Below are 19,579 nucleotides of genomic sequence, written 5' to 3'. Positions count from 1 at the left end.
CCGGGTGAGCGCGAGCACGCCCCCGGCGTCCGCGGTCGCCCGCCCCTTCTTCGCCGTGCAGCGTCGTCACGTCGACCTCTGCCGCACCCGCTCCTCCGCCTGTCGCTGACCCGCAGGGCACGTCGCCGGGAACACCCGGCGGCCCCCGGGTGCTCAGCCGAGCGACCCGGCCGGTCACGTCAGCAGCCCCGGAGGGGTACGCCATGTCCCGAGAGCCACTGCGCCTGGGCGTCGAACTCGACGCCGCCGGTCGCCACCCCGCCGCGTGGCGCCTGCCCGGCGCGCGCCCGGCCGAGCTCTTCACCGCCGCTCACTGGCGCCGCCTCGGCGCGCTCGTCGAGCGCGCCGACCTCGACCTGCTCGTGGTCCCCGACTCCTTCCGCCTCGGCTCCAGTGACGAGCGCGACCAGCGCGGTCGCCTCGACGCCGTCGCGATCGCCGCGCACCTCGCGCCGCTGACCCGCCGGGTCGGTCTCGTGCCGGTCGTCACGACGACCCATACCGAGCCGTTCCACACGAACAAGGCCGTCGCGACCCTCGACTTCACCAGCCTCGGCCGCGCCGGCTGGCAGGTCGAGGTCTCCACCACCGCCGAGGAGGCGGACACCTTCGGGCGGACGGGGACCGCCCCGCCGGCGGAGCTGTGGCGCGAGGCCGCGGACACCGTCGAGGTCGTCCGTCGGCTCTGGGACAGCTGGGAGGACGACGCGGTGGTCCGCGACGTCGCCAGCGGCCGGTTCGTGGACCGCGACAAGCTGCACTACGTCGACTTCGAGGGGGAGCGGTTCTCCGTCCGCGGCCCGTCGATCACCCCGCGCTCCCCGCAGGGCCAGCCGCTCGTCGTGGTGCCCGTCCGGGACGAGCACTCCCTCGCGGTGGCCGCCGCGCACGCCGACGTCGCCCGGATCGAGGCCGGCGACGAACGCACCGCGGCGCAGACCGCGGACCGGTTGCGGACCCTGGCCGGTCGCGAGCTGACCGTCCTGCTCGACGTGGAGGTCCTGCTCCGGCAGACCGCCACGGAGGCCCTCGACGTCGCCGGCCGGCTCGACGAGCTGAGCCCCGGCGCCGCGCCGCGCTCGGTGCGCCACCTCGGCACTCCCGCCACCCTCGCCGCGGCCCTGGCCGAGCTGCCCGACGGCCTCGACGGCGCCGTCCTCGCGCCGGTGGACCTGCCCGCGACGCTCGAACTCGTCGTCAGCGGGGTCGTCCCCGCGCTGACCCGGCCGCCGGTCGCGGGCAGCACGCTGCGCGAACGCTTCGGCCTGCCCCGCCCCACCAGCCGCTACGCCAGGATCGGAGGCGTCCGATGACCCGCCGTGAGACCTCCCGTGAGACCCCTCGCCAGATTCACCTCGGGGCGCACTTCCCGGGCGTCAACAACACCACGGTGTGGCGCGACCCGCGCTCCGGCAGCCAGGTGGACTTCTCCTCCTTCGAACACCTCGCCCGGACCGCGGAACGGGGGTTGATGGACTTCTTCTTCCTCGCCGAGGGGCTGCGGCTGCGCGAACAGCGCGGGAAGATCCACGACCTCGACGTCGTCGGCCGTCCCGACACCCTCACCGTCCTGAACTCGATCGCGTCGGTCACGACCCACCTCGGGCTGGCCGGGACGATCAACGCCACCTTCAACGAGGCCGCGGAACTCGCCAAGCAGTTCGCCTCCCTCGACCACCTCTCCGGTGGGCGCGCGGCCTGGAACGTCGTCACCAGTTCCGACGCGTTCACCGGGGAGAACTTCCGCCGCGGCGGGTACCTCGCGCACGCCGACCGCTACGTCCGGGCCCGTGAGGTCCTCGACGTCGCGCGGGAGTTCTGGGACTCCTGGGCCGAGGACTCCCTGGTCGCCGACCCCGAGACGGGGGTCTTCGCCCGGGGGATCTCCGAGGTCGACCACCGCGGCCCGCAGTTCCAGGTCCGGGGGACCGGTTCGCTGCCGCGCAGCCCGCAGGGTCACCCGGTGCTGCTGCAGGCCGGCGACTCCGACGACGGCCGCGAGTTCGGCGCCACGTACGCCGACGCCATCTTCACCATGCACGGCTCGCTGGAGGCGGGGCAGCGGTTCACCGCCGACATGCGCTCCCGCGCCGTCCGCAACGGCCGCTCCGGAGACGACCTGAAGATCCTCCCCGGGGTCACGTTCGTCCTCGGCGACACCCCCGGGCAGGCCCGCGAGCACGCCCGGGAGATCCGGTTCCAGCAGGTCGGGCCGGCGCAGGCGATCGCGTTCCTCGAACAGGTCTGGGGCCGCGACCTGAGCGACCACGACCCCGAGGGACCGTTGCCGGCGCAGGACCCGGAGACGACCTCGACCATCGCCCAGGGCCGGACCCGGATGACGAAGGACCCGGTGGAGACCGCGCGCACGTGGCGCGACCTCGCCGCGGCCCACGGGTGGAGCAGCCGGGAACTCGTCGTCGAGGTCACCGGCCGCCAGCAGTTCGTCGGCACCCCCGCGCAGGTCGCGGAGGAGATGGACACCTACGTCCAGGCCGACGCCTGCGACGGGTTCATCCTCGTGCCCAGCCTCACCCCGGCCGGTCTCGACGAGTTCGTCGAGAAGGTCGTCCCGCTGCTGCAGGAACGCGGCAGCTACCGCACCGGCTACACCGGTTCGACCCTGCGCGAGCACCTCGGTGTGCCGCACCCGCACCGTCTCGCCCCCGCCGTCCGCGCCACCGCCTGAGGAGTCCGCCATGACCACGACGACCAGCACCCTCGACACCGCCCGCCGGACCTGGGAGGAGTGGCGTGCCACCCGGACGGCCGACCTCAGTGCGCCGCACGGCTGGCTGAGCCTGACCGGACTGCACTGGCTCGTCGGCGAGGCCGCCCCCGTCGCGGACCTGCCCGGCACCTGGGAGTCGGTCGAGGGTGGCGTCCGACTCACAGCGACCGCGGCCGACGGGGTCGTCGTGAACGGCGCCCCGGTCGAGGGGACCGTGCGGATCGACACCGTCGAGGGGACTCCGGGGACCCTCGTCGAGATCGGGGACCGCCGGGTGGAGGTCATGCAGCGCACCGGGATGCATGCCCTGCGCGTCCGCGACCCGAAGTCCCCGACGCTCGCGGCGTTCACCGGGGTCCCCGTGTTCGGGTTCGAGGACCGCTACGTGCTCGACGCGCGGTTCGTGCCCTACGAGGAGTCCCGGGCCGTCGTCGTCGGCGCGGTCGTCGAAGGGCTGCAGCACCACCACGAGGCCGTCGGAACCGTGCGGTTCGAGCTCGACGGCCCCCAGGAACTCACGGTCTTCCGCAGTGCGAAGGGTTCGACCATCCTGTTCACCGATGCGACCAGCGGTGTGAGCACGACGGGGACGACCCGCTCGATCTCCGTCCCCGAACCCGACGCCGACGGTCACGTCGTGCTGGACTTCAACCGGGCGACGAACCTGCCGTGCGCGTTCACCGACCACGCCACCTGCCCGCTGCCGCCCGCCGAGAACCGCCTCACCGTGCCCGTCGCGGCGGGGGAGAAGGATCCCCGGTGACCACCACCGAACTGCTCGCCGCTCCGTTCGGCGACGCCGAACTGGCCGCGCTGCGGACGGACTTCCCGATCCTGGGCCGCTCGACCCGGTCGGGGAACCCGCTGGTGTACCTGGACTCCGGCGCCACGTCGCAGAAACCGCGGGCCGTCCTGGACGCCGAACGCCGGTTCTACGAGACCCACAACGCGGCCGTCCACCGCGGGGCGCACCAGCTGGCCGAGGAGGCCACCGACGACTTCGAGGCCGCCCGGACCGCCATCGCGGGTTTCGTCGGCGCCCCCGCCCACGAGGTCGTGTTCACCAAGAACGCCACCGAGTCGCTCAACCTCATCGCGCACGCGTTCAGCACCACCACGGCCTACGCCGCCCGCGGCAGCGCCCCCGACGGTCAGGCCGTCGACCCGCGGTTCGTCCTCGCCGAGGGCGACGAGATCCTCGTCACCGAGGCCGAGCACCACGCCAACCTCGTGCCCTGGCAGGAACTCTGCGCCCGGACCGGAGCCGTGCTGCGCTGGGTCCCCGTCACCGACGGGGGGTCCTTCGACCTCGACGCCCTCGACGCGCTGGTCGGGGAACGGACCAAGGTCGTCGCCTTCGCGCACGCCTCCAACGTCCTCGGCGGACTCGCCCCGATCGAGGCGTTCGTCGCCGCGGCGCGCCGGGTGGGGGCGCTCGTCGTCCTCGACGCCTGTCAGTCCGTCCCGCACCTGCCCGTCGACCTGCCGTCGCTCGGGGTCGACCTCGCGGCGTTCTCCGGGCACAAGATGCTCGGGCCGTCGGGGATCGGGGTCCTCTGGGGCCGGGCCGAGGTCCTCGGCGCGATGCCGCCGTTCCTCACCGGCGGGTCGATGATCGAACTGGTCCGGATGGAACGCTCCACCTTCGCCCCCGTCCCGCAGAAGTTCGAGGCGGGTGTCCCGATGACGGCGCAGGCCGTCGGGTTGCACGCCGCCGCCGACTACCTGCGCGGGCTCGGCCCCGACGGGTCGGGGATGGCCCGCCTCGAGGCCCACGAACGCGACCTCACCCGACGTCTGCTCGCCGAACTGGCGGAACTGCCCTGGGTCCGCGTCCTCGGCCCGCTCGACGCCGCCGAGCGGGTCGCCCTGGTCTCCTTCGTGGTGGAGGACGTCCACGCCCACGACGTCGGGCAACTGCTCGACGACGAGGGCGTCGCCGTGCGGGTCGGGCACCACTGCGCCTGGCCGCTGCACCGCCGGTTCGGGGTCGCGGCCACCACCCGGGTCAGCTTCGGGCCCTACAACCAGAGCTCCGACATCGACGCCGTCCTGCGCGGGCTGCACCGCGTCCGGGCGCTCTTCGCGTGAGAGCCTGACCGCCGTGGACCTGTACCAGCAGCTGATCATCGAGCACTCCAAACGTCCGCACGGCGAGGGTCTGCGCGACCCGTTCGCGGCGCAGGCCCACCACGTGAACCCGACGTGCGGCGACGAGATCACCCTGCGGGTGGCGCTCGCCGGCGACACGGTCGAGGACGTCTCCTACGACGCCCTCGGGTGCTCGATCAGCCGTGCCTCGGCCTCGGTGCTGCACGACCTCGTCGTCGGGCGCTCGCTCGAGGAGGTCGTCACGGTGCGGGACGCGGTGCAGCACATGCTGACCAGTCGTGGTGAGGACGAGGGTGACGAGGACGTGCTGGGCGACGCCGTCGCCCTCGCCGGTGTCGCGAAGTACCCCGCGCGGGTGAAGTGCGCCCTCCTCAGCTGGTCCGCGCTCGCCGACGCCCTGCTCCGCGCGCCCGCCACCCCCTGAGCCCCGGGACCCCTCGGCTCCCGGTGGTCGGTGGGTAGCCTGCGGACGTGGAGATCCGCGAGTTCACCGACGCCGACTGGGCGCAGATCTGGCCGTTCTTCGACGAGATCGTCGCCGAGGAGGAGACCTACGCCTACCCGCGCGGGCTGACCTCGGAGCGCGCGCGCGACCTCTGGGTCGAGTCCCCGCCGGGGGTGACGGTGGTGGCGCTGGAGGACGGGCAGGTGCTCGGCACCGCCAAGACGGGGCCGAACCGGCCGGGCCCCGGGGCCCACGTCGCCACCGCGAGCTTCATGGTCTCGCCCGCCGCGCGCGGTCGCGGCGTCGGACGCGCCCTCGGCGAGCACGTCCTCGCCCTCGCTGCGTTCCGCGGGTACCGCGCGATGCAGTTCAACGCCGTCGTCGAGACCAACACCGCGGCGGTCGCGTTGTGGCGCTCGCTGGGGATGAGCATCGTCGGCACCGTTCCCGAGGCCTTCGACCACCCCGAGCACGGTCTCGTCGGCCTGCACGTCATGCACCGCTTCCTCGTCGAGGACTGACCCCGCTCCGGCGCGGATCCCCGGGCGTTACGGTGGCCTCCCGCACCGGCGAGGGCGCCGGCCCAGCACAGGAGTCGACGTGAACCCCACCGCCCGCACCTCCGCTCTGACCCTCGGGCCGGAGGGGTTCCTCGCCGACGGGCGTCCCCACCGGTTGCTGTCCGGTGCGCTGCACTACTTCCGCGTCCACCCCGCCCAGTGGCGCGACCGGTTGCGCTCGGTGCGTCAACTGGGGCTGAACACGGTGGAGACCTACGTGCCGTGGGACCTGCACGCCCCACGGCGCGGAGAGTTCCGCACCGACGGCTCCTGCGACCTCGCGGGGTTCCTCGACGCGGCGGCCGCGGAGGACCTCGACGTGGTCGTCCGGCCGGGCCCCTACATCTGCGCCGAGTGGTCCAACGGCGGGTTGCCGGTCTGGCTCACCCGTTCCGGGGTCCGGCTGCGCATCGACGACCCGGACTACCTCGAAGCCGTCGACGAGTTCCTGACCCGGGTCTACGAGGTCGTCGCTCCCCGGCAGGCCGACCGGGGCGGACGCGTCGTCCTGGTGCAGGTCGAGAACGAGTACGGCGCCTACGAGACCGGTTCCGGCGCAGCAGACAGCGCCGCGACGGACACCGCCGCCCGGACCGCCTACCTGGAACACCTGGTGGCCACCACGCGCCGCTGCGGGATCACCGTGCCGCTGACGACCGTCGACCAGCCCACCGACGAGATGCTGGCCGCGGGGACCCTGCCCGAACTGCTGACGACCGGGTCCTTCGGCGGCCGGGCGGCCGAGCGGCTGGACACCCTGCGCCGCCACCAGCCCGAGGGACCGCTCGTCTGCTCGGAGTTCTGGGTCGGCTGGTTCGACCACTGGGGTTCCCACCACCGGACGACGCCCCCGGAGGCGGCCGTCGCCGAACTGACGACGATGCTAGAACGCGGCGCGGGAGTGAACGTCTACGTCGTGCACGGGGGCACGAACTTCGGGTTCACCAGCGGCGCCAACGACAAGGGTACTTACCAGGCGACCACGACGTCCTACGACTACGACGCGCTGCTCGACGAGGCCGGCCGGCCCACGCCGAAGTACTGGGCCTTCCGCGAGGTCCTCGGCGGGTACGCCGAACTCGGTGCCGACGTCCCGCCGCCGGCGCGGCCGGCGCCGGTCCTGCGGGCTCCGCTCGTCGGTGCGCTCCCGCTGATCGAGGCCGTGGACGGTCTCGAGCCGGTGGCGGGGGAGGAGGTCCCGTTCCTCGACGACCTGGCGACGGAGAGCGGGGTACCCGCCCCCTTCGCGTGGGTCAGCGCCACCTCGCCCGGGTCCCCGGGTCCGACCGTCCTGCACGTGGCCGAGGTGCGCGACCGCCTCACCGTGCTGCTCGACGGAGTGCGGCTGGGCACCCTGTTCCGGGAAGACCACGACACCACGCTCGCCCTCCCGCCGCACCCCGCCGGCACCCGGCTCGACCTGCTCCTCGAGGACGCGGGCCGGGTGAACTACGGTCCGCGCCTCGGCGAGCCCAAGGGCGTCGTCGGTCCCGTCCGCGTCGGGGACGCGGCGGTGCGCGACCTCCGGGTGCAGGCGCTGGACCCGGACCGGCTGGCGACCGCCCCGGCGGGACGCTCGGGTGCGGTGACGTTCCTCGCCGGCCCGGTCCTGGCCCGCGCGGAGCTCGAGGTGGCGGAGCCCGTCGACCTCTTCCTGGACACGGCCGGCTGGGGGCGCGGGGTCGTCTGGGTCAACGGGTTCTGCCTGGGGCGCTACTGGCGGCGCGGACCGCAGCGGACGCTCTACGTCCCGGGGCCGGTCCTGCGGGCGGGGACCAACGACGTGACGGTCCTGGAACTCGACGCCGCCGCGGACCCGTGGGTCCGCACGCTGCCCGACCTGGACCTCGGCCACACCGACGAGTGACCGAGGAGTAGCCACCCACGCTGCTCCACCCGTCCTGCCCCTCGTCGCGATGCCCTACGCTGACGGGACCATCCAGAGCGGCCGAGAGACCTGGCTCGTCGACGCCGCAGCAACCCCCTCGCCCTCACCGGCGGGGAGGGTGCTCATGCCAGGACCGATGGGAGGAAAGAGTGGGTTACGCCGGCGACCTCACACCGCGTGAGGCCTTCGACCTGGTCCGGGACACCCCGGACGCGGTCCTCGTGGACGTCCGCACCGACGCCGAATGGCGTTTCGTCGGGGTCCCCGACACCAGCGGGACCGGCCGGGAGCCGGTCCTCGTGTCCTGGCTCCCGGTCGACCCGCCGCGGTTCCTGGCCGAACTCGCCGCCGCGGGGATCACCCCGGGAGCGGGCGCCCCGGTCGTGTTCCTCTGCCGCTCCGGGCAGCGTTCCGTCGGTGCGGCCGAGGCCGCCACCGCCGCCGGGATCGCCCCCAGCTACAACGTCCTCGAAGGGTTCGAGGGTCCGCTGGACGACGCCGGTCACCGCGGTGCGGTGGGTTGGCGCGCGGCCGGTCTGCCCTGGCGACAGTCGTGAGCGAGGGCTGGCGCCCGGACACCACCGCCGTCCGCGGCGGCCTCGTCCGGTCGCAGTTCGAGGAGACCGCCGAGGCCATGTACCTCACGTCGGGGTACACCTACGCGACCGCGGCGGACGCCGAGGCCGCGTTCGCGGGCGACGTCGACCGCTACGTCTACTCCCGCTACGGGAACCCGACGGTGTCGGTGTTCACGGAACGGTTGCGGCAGCTGGAAGGGGCGCAGGCCTGCTACGGCCTCGCCAGCGGGATGTCCGCGGTGTTCTACGCGCTCGCCGCGCTCCTCGGCGCGGGTGACCGGGTGGTGGCGGCGCGGAGCCTCTTCGGTTCCTGCTTCGTGATCCTCGACGAGATCCTCCCCCGGTGGGGCGTCACGACGGAGTTCGTCGACGGCGAGGACCTGGCGCAGTGGGAACGCGCGCTCTCGACCCCGGCGCAGGCGGTGTTCTTCGAGACCCCGGCGAACCCGATGCAGACCCTCGTCGACATCGCCGCCGTGAGCGAACTCGCGCACGCCGCGGGGGCGACCGTCGTGGTCGACAACGCCTTCGCCAGTCCCGTCGGCCAGCACCCGCTGGAGTTCGGAGCCGACGTCGTCGTGTACTCCGCGACCAAGCACATCGACGGCCAGGGCCGGGTGATGGGCGGCGCGGTCCTCGGGACCTCGGAGTTCATCGACGGCAGGTTCCGCGAACTCACCCGGCACACCGGACCGACGCTCAGCCCGTTCAACGCGTGGACCCTGGCCAAGGGCCTGGAGACCATGAGCCTGCGGGTGCGGCACGCGGCGGCCACCACCCTGCGCCTCGCGGAGCACCTGGAGCAGTCGCCGGGTGTGCGCTGGGTCCGCCACCCCCTGCTGGCCAGCCACCCGCAGTTCGACCTGGCGAAGCGGCAGATGGAACTCGGCGGAACGGTCCTCACGTTCGAGCTCGACGCCCCGCGCGGGCGCGGCAAGGACCGCGCCTTCGAGGTCCTCGACGCCCTGCGGATCGTGGACATCTCCAACAACCTCGGCGACGCCAAGTCGCTCGCCACCCACCCCGCCACGACGACGCACCGTCGTCTGGGCGCCGAAGGCCGTGCCGCCATCGGCCTGACCGACGGGGTGCTGCGGTTGTCGGTGGGCCTGGAGGACCCCGACGACCTGCTGGAAGACCTCGACCGCGCGTTGCGCGCGAAACCCTGATCGGAGAACCCCTGTGACCGAGCACCAGATCCCCGTCTCCCACGCCGGGAGCCTGCCCCGCACCCCGGAACTCATCGCCGCGAACGAGGCCCGCCGCATCGGCGACGACGGTTTCACCCTCGAACGCACCCCCGAGTTCGACGCCCTGCTGACCGACGCGGTCGTGGACCTGGTGAAGCGCCAGGAGGCCCTCGGCGTCACCATCGTCGGTGACGGCGAGTACGGCAAGGCCATGTCCAGCGCCGTCGACTACGGCGCCTGGTGGTCCTACTCCTTCCAGCGGGTGTCGGGGCTCGAGGTCACCGGCGAGGACCTGTTCACCCAGCCCGTCGTGCGCTCCGAACCCGGCCACGTGCGGTTGACCAGCTTCCCCGACCGACGCGACTGGGTGACGTTCCGCGAGGCCTACCAGGACCCGGCGTCGGGGATCTCGACGGGCAAGAACGCCACCGCGTTCCCCGCGACGGTCGGGCCGTTGGCCTACACCGGTCAGGCGGCCATCGCCTCCGACATCGCCAACCTCAAGGCCGGCCTCGCCGCGGCCGGGGTCACCGAGGGGTTCATCACCTCGCTCTCCCCGGGCAGCGGGGCGCGCATCGCGAACCGCCACTACGCGACCGAGGAGGAACACATCTGGGCGTGGGCGGACGTGCTGCGCGAGGAGTACCGGGCGGTCGTCGAGGCCGGGCTCACCCTGCAGATCGACGACCCCTCCATCGCGGAGAACTTCGACCAGATCAACCCCGAACCCTCCATCGAGGACTACCGCGCGTTCACCCGCATCCGGGTCGAGGCGCTGAACCACGCCCTGCGCGGTCTGCCGACCGAGCAGATCCGCTTCCACCTCTGCTGGGGTTCCTGGCACGGCCCGCACACCACCGACGTCGAGTTCAAGCACATCGTCGACCTCATGCTCGAGATCGACGCGGGGTCCTACTCCTTCGAGGCCGCCAACGTGCGCCACGAGCACGAGTGGAAGGTCTGGAAGGACGTGGCGCTGCCCGCGGGCAAGAAGATCGTCCCCGGCATCGTGAGCCACGCGACGAACGTCGTGGAGCACCCGGAACTCGTGGCCGACCGCATCGAGCGGTTCGCCTCGGTCGTCGGCCCCGAGAACGTCGTGGCCTCCACCGACTGCGGTCTCGGTGGGCGCATCCACCCGCAGATCGCGGTCGCCAAGCTCGCGACCCTCGGCGAGGGTGCGCGACTCGCAGGCGAACGACTCTTCGGGTGAGTCCCCGGTGACCCGGGACCGGGCCTCGGGGGAGGCCGCAGCGTGGGCGTTGTGGCAGGACTCCCCGTGGGGCCGGCTGCGCTACCGCGTCGTCGCCCGGGTCCTGCAGGAGTGGTGCGCGGACCTCGGTGAGGGACCGCTGCGGGTGCTCGACGCGGGCGGGGGCGACGGTCGCGACGCCGTCCAGTTCGCCCTCGCCGGGCACTCCGTCACGGTGCTCGACCGTTCCCCGGAGATGCTCGCGCTGGCCCGCGCGGCGGCCGCCGCCGCCGGCGTGGGGGACCGCCTGCACACCGTCGCGGCCGACCTGGAGGACCTCACGGCCCTGGCCGCGCTGACCCGCCACCGCGAGGGGGGTTCGGGGTCCTTCGACGTCGTCCTCTGCCACGACGTGCTGCAGCACCGGGAGTCCCCGGGGCAGGTGCGGGCCGACGTCGCGACGCTGGTCTCCTCGGCGCGCCCCGGCGGTCTGGTGTCGTTGCTGGCCCCGAACCCCGCCGCCGACGTCGTCGCGAGCGTCCTGCGCGAGGGGCCCGCCGCGGCCTGGGTCGCGCTCGACGGGGAACGCGCCCTGGACCCGGGCACGGGTCACACCGCGCTGCGGCTGTCCCCGGAGTTCGTCGAGGACGCGCTGGCGGCGGTCGGCTGCGACGTGACGCGCCGGGCCGGGATCCTGGCGGTGACGACGTTGCTCGAGGAGTCCGACCGGGTCGACGACCGGGTGGCCGCCGACCTGGAGGAACTCGAGGTCGAACTCAGTCGACGCGAACAGTTCCGCGGTGCGGCGCGCTACTGGCTGCTCGGGGGCCGACGACGCTGACCGGTGCGTGCGGCCGGGTCGCGGTCAGCAGGGACGCCGCGATCCGGTCGTTGAGCCGGAAGAACCCGGCGTCCACGCCGGGACGGGCGAACGCCGCCGCCCAGCCACCACCCGCGACCCAGGGGCCGACGGCGTAGCGGTGCGGGTGCACGGAACCGTCCGTGGCGACCAGGCGCTGGTCCGGGTCGACGACGAGCCGGCCGTTGCCGATCTCGGTCACCTCCCCGCGAGCGGCCAACCCGGCCAGCAGCGGGTCCGCGCTGTCGGCGATGCTGGGCGTGGGCAACCGCGCGTCGACCAGGACCCGCGCCGAGATCCCGGCCGGTGAGTTCCCCGACCGGGCGCTCCAGCACCGAGCGACCTCGTCCGCCCGCACCTGCACGTCACCACCGAGGAACCGGACGACCCCGGCGTCGGCCAGGGCGAGGAGTTCGCGCAGCCGCTGCGGGGGCGGGCCGGAGGCGACGTAGCTGAAGAACCCGTGCCACCACCCGTCGACCTCGAGGGTCGACTCCTCGTCGAGCAGGCCGCGGTGGGCGAGCCCGGCGACGGTGACGTAGCAGGACAGCAGCGCGAAGAACACGGCGGCGTCCATGCTGTGGGCCGGGTCGCCCCGGCGTTCCACGTCCGCGGCGACGTGCGCGCGGACCCGGTCGTGGACCTCCTGCGCCGACGTCGCCCGCCACCCGTCCAGCGGCCGGTCGAGGCGGCCCAGGTCGAGGCGGTCCGCGGGGTCGGGCACCGCGGTCGCCACCAGGTCGCCGAGTTCCGCGCTGCCCCAGGGGGCGGTCGCGAACCGGGTCTCGAACTCCGTGCGGGCCAGCGCCGTGCGCTCCGGGTGGGCGCGGAACAGTTCGTGGTAGTGCGCCCCCGCCAGTTCCTTCGCCGCGACGGGCCACAGGTCGGCCCGCAGGTTCAGCGGCCGCGTCGAGCCCAGGAACGGCTCCGCCGTGAAGAACCGGGGGAGCGGCGGACGTTCGTCGAGGACGTAGGTGATCTTCGAGCGGTACGGAACCCCGCGCCGGCTGCCCACGTGCAGCACGGGTTCACGGCCGCTGCGGTGGTAGACGAGTCCGTCGGGTCCCTCCGAGAACCGCCCACCCCGACCCTGTCCGACGAGCACCGCGAGGTCGACGAAGGCCAACCCCATCCCCGCCACGATCACGTCGGCACCCGGGGGCAACGTCACCTCGTCCTCCGTGAGACCGAGGTCGCTGGTGTACCCGGGGGCGACGTAGCCCAGCCCGTGCCGGTCCGCGAACTCCTGCGCCGTGACCTCCCGCGCGCCGGGGACGACGTCCGGGTGGCCCTGCGCGAGGACCACCGCGTCGACGTCGAGCGTCCCGCCGTCCTCGAGCACCACCTGCCGGCCGCGCAGGTCGACCGCCCGGGTGCGGTGCACGTGCACCCGCAGGTTCGCCGGCAGCCCCGCGAGCGTCCGGTCCCACGCCCAGGAGAGGTAGCGGCTGCCCAGCGCCCGGGAGACGAACGTGCCCTCCTGCACCCCCAGCACCTCGCGGTGGAGTTCCGCCTCGCCGGCGGCCTCGAACTCCGCGGCCAGGTCGTCCCGGTGCTCGTCCAGCCAGGCGAACAGCGTCGGCCCGGTGCGCACCGGGCCGGGCAGCACCGAGGAGTCGTCGGGCAGGACCGTGACGTCGGCCGCGCGGGAGTTCATCCACAGCAACGGGTGCTGGTCGGCCCGCCAGATCCGTCCCGCCCCCGGCGGGTGGGGGTCGACGACGTGCACGTCGACGACCCGGGTCGGGTCGGCGACGGCGCGGGCGGACAACCGGTCGAGGACGCCGAGGGTCCGGGGGCCGGCTCCGACCAGGCACAGGGAGAGGTCGTCGTCGGACGGGGTGCGCAGGGACAGGCTCACGTGGGCTCCAGAGGAGAGATCCGGTGGGGGACTCGTCCTCAGGAACAGGTGGCGCCGTGGGTGCGGCACAGGTCGACGTGGCGACGGCGCACCAGTCGCCCGTTCGTCGCTCCCGCGGTCCGCACGGCTCCAGGGTAGGCGTCGCGACCCCGTCCGCCCAGCCGACCTCGCTCGGCGGGGCCGCGGTCCTGCGGACGGGGGTTCAGCGACGGTGGCCGAGGACGAACGTGCGGATCGCGGTGACGGCCGCACCGCGGGCCCACTCGGTGAAGCCCGTGGGCTGGACGTCGATGTCGAGCCGGGAGGCGAAGGGACTGCGGTGCTCGCGGATCCCCGCCCACAGCGCGTCCTGCCCGACGACGGCGAGGCGGATCCCCTCACCGGACAGGATCAGCTTCTCCGGCATGGTGAGGTTCCCGATCGCCGCGACCAGCGTCCCCAGGGCGTGCGCGGAGTCGTCGACGACGCGCCGGGCCAGCGGGTCCCCGCCGTCGGCGAGGTCGAGGACCTCCTCGTAGCGGACCGGTCGGCGCAGCGCGGCCGCGGCCCGGGCCTCCACGGCGGCGACGGTGAGCAGGGCGTCGGCGCAGCCCTGGTGCCCCAGCGGGCACAGCGGCCCGCCGGGCAGCAGGGGGAAGTGGCCGAGCAACCCCACGCCCGCGTCGGGTCGGTCCACGACCTCGTCGTGGACGACCAGGCCGTACCCGAGGCCCTCACCGATCGTCAGCACCGCGAAGTGCCGGCACCGTCGCGCCGTCCCGAACCACTGCTCCGCGCGGGTGAAGGACAGCAGGTCGTTGTCGACGACGACGGGCAGTCCGAGCTGCTCCTCCAGCACCGGCCCCAGCGGGACGTCCTGCCAGCCGAGGAAGCTGGCGTTCAGCACGTGCCCGCCCTCGCCGACGAGACCGCCGAGGCTCACCCCCACGGCCCGCAGCGACGCCCGCGCCCCGTGCTCGGCCAGCAGCGACCGCACGAGCCCGACGACGGTGGCGACCACCGCCCCGGGCGAGGTGTCGCCGAGGACGGCCTCGTCACTGGCCAGCACCGTGGCCCGCAACGAGGTGAGGACGGCGTGCGCGGTGCGGGCGGTGAGCTTCACCCCGACGAAGAGGTGGGAGTGCTCGTCGACGTCCATCGGGCGGGTGGGCCGCCCGGTGACGGGGTCGTAGGCGCTGCCCGTCTCCTGCAGCAACCCGGAGTCGAGCAGGGGTTTCGACAAGCGGGTCAGGGTCCCGGCCGAGAGGTCGAGGCGGCGGGCGAGCTCGCTGCGCGGCAGGGGTCCGTCCAGCAGGACCTCGAGGGCGATGCTGTGGGCCGTCCCGGTCAGGGGCGTCCAGGACACCGTGGACGGGGTGGTGCGAGGCGGTGCGTCCACGTCCAGCCCTCTCGTCGTCGTGAGTGTTGGAGTGAAACCTACCCGAGGCGGTTGGGCCGAGCAGACGCCCCGCTGGACGGGTGATTGACGCCGTGGAGCTTTCAGCGTAGAAGTGTCACCGTCCGCCACACCGACGTGCCCCGACGGAGTTCCTGTGACCTCACCGCACGACCCCCAGCGCAGCACCCCTCCCGCGACCCCGGGGGCCACTACCGCTGCGCTCGGCCGCGTCCTGCACCTGAGGACGGCGGGGGTGAGCCTCGTCGTGGATCTGCACGCCACCTCCACCCCGACGCTGGTGCACTGGGGAGCCGACCTGGGTGACCTCTCCGAGGCCGCTCTCGCCGACCTCGTCACCTCCGGACGGACCGCCCGGGCCAACAACGACCTGGACGTGCCGCAGCCCACCCGGCTGCTCCCCGAGCAGGCCTGGGGCTGGAACGGCCGTCCCGGTCTGTCCGGTCACCGCGCCGGCACGGCGTGGTCCACGCGGTTCGTCCCGACCGGGGCCCTCGTCGAGGAACGGAGCGACGGTGGCCGCCTCGTGCTCGACACCGCCGACCCGGAGGCCGGTCTGGCGTTGACCCTCGAGCTCGAACTGCTCCCGTCGGGGTTGCTGCGCCACCGGGCGACGCTGACGAACACGGGCGAGGGGGACTACGAGGTCGCCGACCTCGCCCTGGCGCTCCCCGTCCCGCCGGTCGCGACCGAGATCTTCGACCTGGCGGGTCGCTGGGCGAAGGAACGCGTCCCGCAGCGGCGTCCGCTGGTCTTCGGCGCCCACGTGCGGGAGAACCGCCGCGGTCGCACCGGTCCCGACGCGCCCCTCGTGCTCGCCGTCGGGACCCGGGGGTTCGGCTTCCGCGACGGGGAGGTCTGGGCGACCCACACCGCGTTCAGCGGGAACCACCGCAGCAGCGTGGAGAAGCTGTCCAGCGGGACGACCACGCTGGCGGCCGGTGAACTCCTGCTCCCCGGCGAGGTCCGACTGGCGCCGGGGGCGCAGTACCGCACCCCGTGGGTGTTCGGGGCCTGGTCCGCCGACGGGCTGGACGGGATGGCGGCGCGGTTCCACCAGTACCTGCGGTCGCGTCCGCACCACCCCTCGACCCCGCGACCGGTCGTCGTGAACACGTGGGAGGCCGTCTACTTCGACCTCGACCTCGAGAAGCTGCTGGCCCTGGCCCGGGCCGCCGCGGAGGTCGGCGCGGAACGCTACGTCCTCGACGACGGCTGGTTCCGCCACCGCCGCCGGGACGACGCCGGCCTCGGCGACTGGTACGTGGACGAGGGCGTCTGGCCGCAGGGCCTGCACCCGCTCGTCGACGGCGTCCGGGCGCTGGGGCTGGAGTTCGGCCTCTGGGTCGAACCCGAGATGGTGAACCCCGACTCCGACCTCGTGCGGGCCCACCCCGACTGGGTCCTGCAGACGGGCGGGCGCACCCCGCTGCCGTCGCGTCAGCAGCAGGTCCTCGACCTCGGGAACCCGGCGGCGTTCGCCCACGTCCTCGAACGTCTCGACGCGCTGCTCACCGAGTACGACATCGCCTACTTCAAGTGGGACCACAACCGGGACCTGCTCGAGGCCGGCTCCGGACCCTCCGGCGCGGCCGGCGTGCACGCCCAGACCCTCGCCGTGTACCGACTGCTCGACGAACTGCGGGCCCGGCACCCCGGGGTCGAGATCGAGTCCTGCTCCTCGGGCGGGTTGCGGGTCGACCTCGAGATCCTCGAGCACACCGACCGGGTCTGGGGCAGCGACTGCATCGATCCGCTGGAACGGCAGCAGATCCAGCGCTGGACGACCCAGCTCGTCCCGCCGGAACTCATCGGTTCCCACGTCGGCGCCTCGCCGTCGCACACCACCCACCGCAGTTCGGACCTGTCGTTCCGGGCGGGGACGGCGCTGTTCGCCTCGTTCGGCATCGAGACCGACATCACCAGGCTGGAACCCGCGGAACGGGCGGAACTCGCGAGCTGGGTCGCCCTGTACAAGGAACTCCGGGGTCTGCTGCACACCGGCACCGTGGTGCGCTGCGACGACCACGACCCGTCCTTCCAGGTGCACGGGACGGTGGCCGGTGACGGTTCCGACGCCCTCTTCGCGGTCGTGCAGCTGAGCACCCCCGACGCCTCGGTCCCGGGCCGGGTCCGGTTGCCGGGACTGCTGCCCGACGCGCAGTACGAGGTCAGCGCGCAGGCACCGGGGGACGCCCCCGCGGTGCGGAGTGAGGCCGACCTGCCCTGGTTGGCGAACGGGGTGCGCATGAACGGCCGGACGCTCGCCGCCGTCGGGGTCGCGGCTCCGGCGTTGCAACCCCAGCAGTTGGTGCTGGTGCGCACACGGCGGGTCTGAGGCAGGTGGGGCCGGTCAGCCGGCCCCACCACCGTCACCCGGGGTGAGGAGAACCTGCCCCCCGCGGTCGTTGACGGCTCTGCAGGCCGCCTGCGGCAGACCGTCGTCGCTCACCAGGACGTCCACCTCGTCCAGGCCCGCGATCGTCGCCAGACCGACTAGACCCCAGCGGTCGGAGCCGGCGACGAGCACGGTGCAGGCCGCCGCGGAGATGAGGGCACGGTTCGTCTCGCCCTCGGCGAGTTCGGAACTCGTCAGTCCTTCCGCGGCGCTGAACCCGTGCACGTCCAGGAACAGCAGGTCGACGTGGAGGGGTTCGAGACTGCGGTTCGCCACCGGTCCCACCAGCGCGCCCGCCGCGTTCCGCATCCCGCCGGTGAGGATGACGGCACGGTCGTGCCGGGAGGGTTCGTGGAGGACCTGGGCCACGGCCGGGGAGTTCGTCACGACCGTCAGACCGGGGACGCTGTGCAGGGCGGAGGCGACGTCGAGCGTCGTCGGGCCCGCCGAGAGGGCGACCGAGGAACCCGGTTGGACGAGGGACGCGGCGAGTTCTCCGATCGAACGTTCCAGGTGTCGGTTCCCGGTGTCTCGTGTCGGGAAACCGAACTCCGCGCCGAAACCCTCGGGGAGGGCCGCGCCGCCGTGGACACGGTCGGCGAGACCCAATCGAGACAGTTCCGTGATGTCCCGGCGGATCGTCACGTCCGAGACGCCGAGGCGGTCCACCAGGTCGGAGACGCGGACGCTTCCGCTGCTGCGCAACGCTTCGAGGATGAGTTTCTGTCGATTTCGAGCCAGTACCACCGGGACACCCCCACCCCACGGCGAGCGTGGTTCCGTCGACCTTGACCCGTCGAGCATGCGGCTCGGGGGGTCCTGGAGTCAACGCCGACGGGCGGTTTCGGACACCGGTTTCGACCAGACCCGAACATCAACGGGTCACAGGTTCGTTCGGTTCTGCGCGAACAGCTTGACAGCGGACGGCCCCGGGCCCAGAGTTGTTGTCGTGGTCGACCGCGTTCCCGGTCGACTCGAAGACGCGCAGAGCCGGCCCTCGCCGGACGCCGACGAAGGAGTCGCGATGAACCGCCCCACCACCGAAGCCGAGTACCTCGCAGGCCTCGTGCCCGCCTCCGCCGGCCGCCACGGTTTCAGCCGTCGCTCGATGCTGCGTGGCTCGCTGCTCGCCGCCGGCGTTCCCGCCCTGCTCGCCGCGTGCGGCGGCAACGACACCGCCGGTGGCGGTGGCGGGGGCGGTGGCGGCGACGTCACCCTCGGCTCGAACTTCTCCGACGCGGTCCCGGTCAAGGCCATGAACGCCATGGTCGCCGACGCTCAGACCAAGCAGGGCATCAAGGTCAAGCTGAACACCGTCGACCACACGACCTTCCAGAACAACATCAACAACTACCTCCAGGGCAGCCCGGACGACGTGTTCGCCTGGTTCGCCGGGTACCGCATGCAGTTCTTCGCCGCCCAGGGCCTCGCCTCGGACCTGACCGACGTCTGGAGCACCATCGGGGCGAACTACACCGACGCCTTCAAGAAGGCCTCCACGGGCGAGGACGGCAAGCAGTACTTCGTCCCGACCACCTACGGCCCGTGGGCCGTCTTCTACCGCAAGTCGCTCTGGGCGGAGAAGGGCTACACGGCCCCCGAGACCCTCGACGAGATGGTCACCCTGTCCAAGAAGATGCAGACCGACGGCCTCGTGCCGCTGGCCTTCGCGGACAAGGAGGGCTGGCCGGCCATGGGTACCTTCGACCAGCTCAACATGCGCATCAACGGCTACCAGTTCCACGTCGACCTGATGGCCGGCAAGGAGGCCTGGACCGACCAGAAGGTCAAGACGGTCTTCGACACCTGGAAGGGGCTGCTGCCCTACCACCAGACCGACTCCCTGGGTCGCACCTGGCAGGAGGCGGCCACCGGTGTCGTCAACAAGACCTCGGGCATGATGGTCATCGGTTCCTTCATCGGCCAGCAGTTCGAGGACGCCGACCAGGACGACATCGACTTCTTCAACTTCCCCGAGGTCGACTCCAACATCGGCGCGGACGCGGTCGAGGCCCCCATCGACGGCTTCATGATGTCGAAGCGGCCCCGCAACGAGGCCGGCGCCAAGAAGCTGCTCGAGTACTTCGGCTCGCCCGACGACGGTGTCGTCCAGACGACGAACGACCCTTCGGGCATCGCGGCGAACACGAAGTCCGACCAGGGCCACTACACCGAGCTGCAGAAGAAGTGCGCGCAGTTCGTGGCCAGCGCCAAGTCCATCTCGCAGTTCATGGACCGCGACACCCGTCCGGACTTCGCCTCCACGGTCATGATCCCGGAGCTGCAGAAGTTCATCTCGGACCCGAGCGACATCGACGGTCTGTGCACCGAGATCGAAAACCAGAAGAAGAGCATCTTCACCTCCTGAG

Annotated in this window: 16 protein-coding genes and 1 riboswitch; of the genes, 13 read left to right on the top strand and 3 right to left on the bottom strand. The window is 72.9% G+C overall.

The genetic code is table 11. The features are described 5' to 3' along the window. The first annotated feature begins 203 nt into the window (after positions 1–203). From SJY07_RS04845 to SJY07_RS04795, 11 genes are all read left to right on the top strand, one after another. A complete protein-coding gene (locus SJY07_RS04845; RefSeq protein WP_380157374.1) occupies positions 204–1,313 on the top strand; it encodes an LLM class flavin-dependent oxidoreductase in 1,110 nt (369 codons plus the stop codon). Continuing rightward, the gene (locus SJY07_RS04840; protein WP_328295374.1) at positions 1,310–2,689 is read left to right on the top strand and encodes an NtaA/DmoA family FMN-dependent monooxygenase; all 1,380 of its coding nucleotides are present in this window, start codon (positions 1,310–1,312) and stop codon (positions 2,687–2,689) included. Before SJY07_RS04845 ends, SJY07_RS04840 begins: the two co-directional genes overlap by 4 nt. Before the next feature lie 10 nt (positions 2,690–2,699). Further along, positions 2,700–3,494, top strand: coding sequence for a DUF1684 domain-containing protein (locus tag SJY07_RS04835; RefSeq protein ID WP_380157372.1), 795 nt, complete (start codon positions 2,700–2,702; stop codon positions 3,492–3,494). Next, positions 3,491–4,822, top strand: a complete 1,332-nt coding sequence (locus tag SJY07_RS04830; protein WP_380157370.1) for a SufS family cysteine desulfurase — start codon at positions 3,491–3,493, stop codon at positions 4,820–4,822. Before SJY07_RS04835 ends, SJY07_RS04830 begins: the two co-directional genes overlap by 4 nt. A gap of 4 nt (positions 4,823–4,826) precedes the next feature. Further along, complete coding sequence (gene sufU / locus SJY07_RS04825) at positions 4,827–5,267, top strand: Fe-S cluster assembly sulfur transfer protein SufU (protein ID WP_380162168.1); 441 nt, start codon at positions 4,827–4,829, stop codon at positions 5,265–5,267. A gap of 47 nt (positions 5,268–5,314) precedes the next feature. After that, positions 5,315–5,809: a GNAT family N-acetyltransferase gene (locus tag SJY07_RS04820; RefSeq protein WP_328295378.1), complete on the top strand. Its 495-nt coding sequence runs from the start codon at positions 5,315–5,317 to the stop codon at positions 5,807–5,809. Positions 5,810–5,888: 79 nt separating this feature from the next. Then, a complete protein-coding gene (locus SJY07_RS04815) occupies positions 5,889–7,715 on the top strand; it encodes a beta-galactosidase family protein (RefSeq protein WP_380157368.1) in 1,827 nt (608 codons plus the stop codon). Positions 7,716–7,780: 65 nt separating this feature from the next. Continuing rightward, positions 7,781–7,879: riboswitch (SAM riboswitch) on the top strand. Between the two features lie 6 nt (positions 7,880–7,885). Next, positions 7,886–8,293: a rhodanese-like domain-containing protein gene (locus SJY07_RS04810; RefSeq protein WP_328295380.1), complete on the top strand. Its 408-nt coding sequence runs from the start codon at positions 7,886–7,888 to the stop codon at positions 8,291–8,293. Continuing rightward, positions 8,257–9,483, top strand: a complete 1,227-nt coding sequence (locus tag SJY07_RS04805; RefSeq protein WP_380157366.1) for an O-succinylhomoserine sulfhydrylase — start codon at positions 8,257–8,259, stop codon at positions 9,481–9,483. The genes SJY07_RS04810 and SJY07_RS04805 overlap by 37 nt, the downstream gene beginning before the upstream one ends. Before the next feature lie 13 nt (positions 9,484–9,496). Continuing rightward, on the top strand, positions 9,497–10,717 hold the full coding sequence (locus SJY07_RS04800; protein WP_328295382.1) for a cobalamin-independent methionine synthase II family protein: 1,221 nt from the start codon (positions 9,497–9,499) through the stop codon (positions 10,715–10,717). Beyond that, complete coding sequence (locus tag SJY07_RS04795; protein ID WP_328295383.1) at positions 10,683–11,537, top strand: methyltransferase domain-containing protein; 855 nt, start codon at positions 10,683–10,685, stop codon at positions 11,535–11,537. Before SJY07_RS04800 ends, SJY07_RS04795 begins: the two co-directional genes overlap by 35 nt. Here SJY07_RS04795 and SJY07_RS04790 read toward each other — a convergent pair. Together SJY07_RS04790 and SJY07_RS04785 are read right to left on the bottom strand one after the other, a co-directional pair. Continuing rightward, positions 11,473–13,416 (bottom strand): FAD/NAD(P)-binding protein, encoded by a 1,944-nt coding sequence (locus tag SJY07_RS04790; RefSeq protein ID WP_380157363.1) that lies wholly within the window; start codon positions 13,414–13,416, stop codon positions 11,473–11,475. The two genes, SJY07_RS04795 and SJY07_RS04790, sit on opposite strands and share 65 nt — an antisense overlap. A 202-nt stretch (positions 13,417–13,618) precedes the next feature. Continuing rightward, positions 13,619–14,794 (bottom strand): ROK family transcriptional regulator, encoded by a 1,176-nt coding sequence (locus tag SJY07_RS04785; protein WP_328295385.1) that lies wholly within the window; start codon positions 14,792–14,794, stop codon positions 13,619–13,621. Between the two features lie 154 nt (positions 14,795–14,948). Between SJY07_RS04785 and SJY07_RS04780 the strand changes: the two genes are divergently transcribed. After that, positions 14,949–17,150, top strand: a complete 2,202-nt coding sequence (locus SJY07_RS04780) for an alpha-galactosidase (RefSeq protein WP_380157361.1) — start codon at positions 14,949–14,951, stop codon at positions 17,148–17,150. Between the two features lie 15 nt (positions 17,151–17,165). Here SJY07_RS04780 and SJY07_RS04775 read toward each other — a convergent pair whose 3' ends face one another. After that, the gene (locus tag SJY07_RS04775) at positions 17,166–18,014 is read right to left on the bottom strand and encodes a DeoR/GlpR family DNA-binding transcription regulator (RefSeq protein ID WP_380157359.1); all 849 of its coding nucleotides are present in this window, start codon (positions 18,012–18,014) and stop codon (positions 17,166–17,168) included. A 220-nt stretch (positions 18,015–18,234) separates the two neighbouring features. Here SJY07_RS04775 and SJY07_RS04770 point away from each other — a divergent pair, with 220 nt between their 5' ends. Continuing rightward, entirely contained in the window at positions 18,235–19,578 is a 1,344-nt protein-coding gene (locus tag SJY07_RS04770; RefSeq protein WP_328295388.1) for an ABC transporter substrate-binding protein, read from the top strand. The last annotated feature ends 1 nt before the right edge of the window (position 19,579 follow it).

This window comes from Kineococcus sp. R86509 (assembly GCF_042466365.1).
Classification (GTDB): Bacteria; Actinomycetota; Actinomycetes; order Actinomycetales; family Kineococcaceae; genus Kineococcus.
The sequence above is the reverse complement of the archived record's forward strand: the minus strand, read 5'-3'. Positions and strand labels throughout refer to the sequence as shown.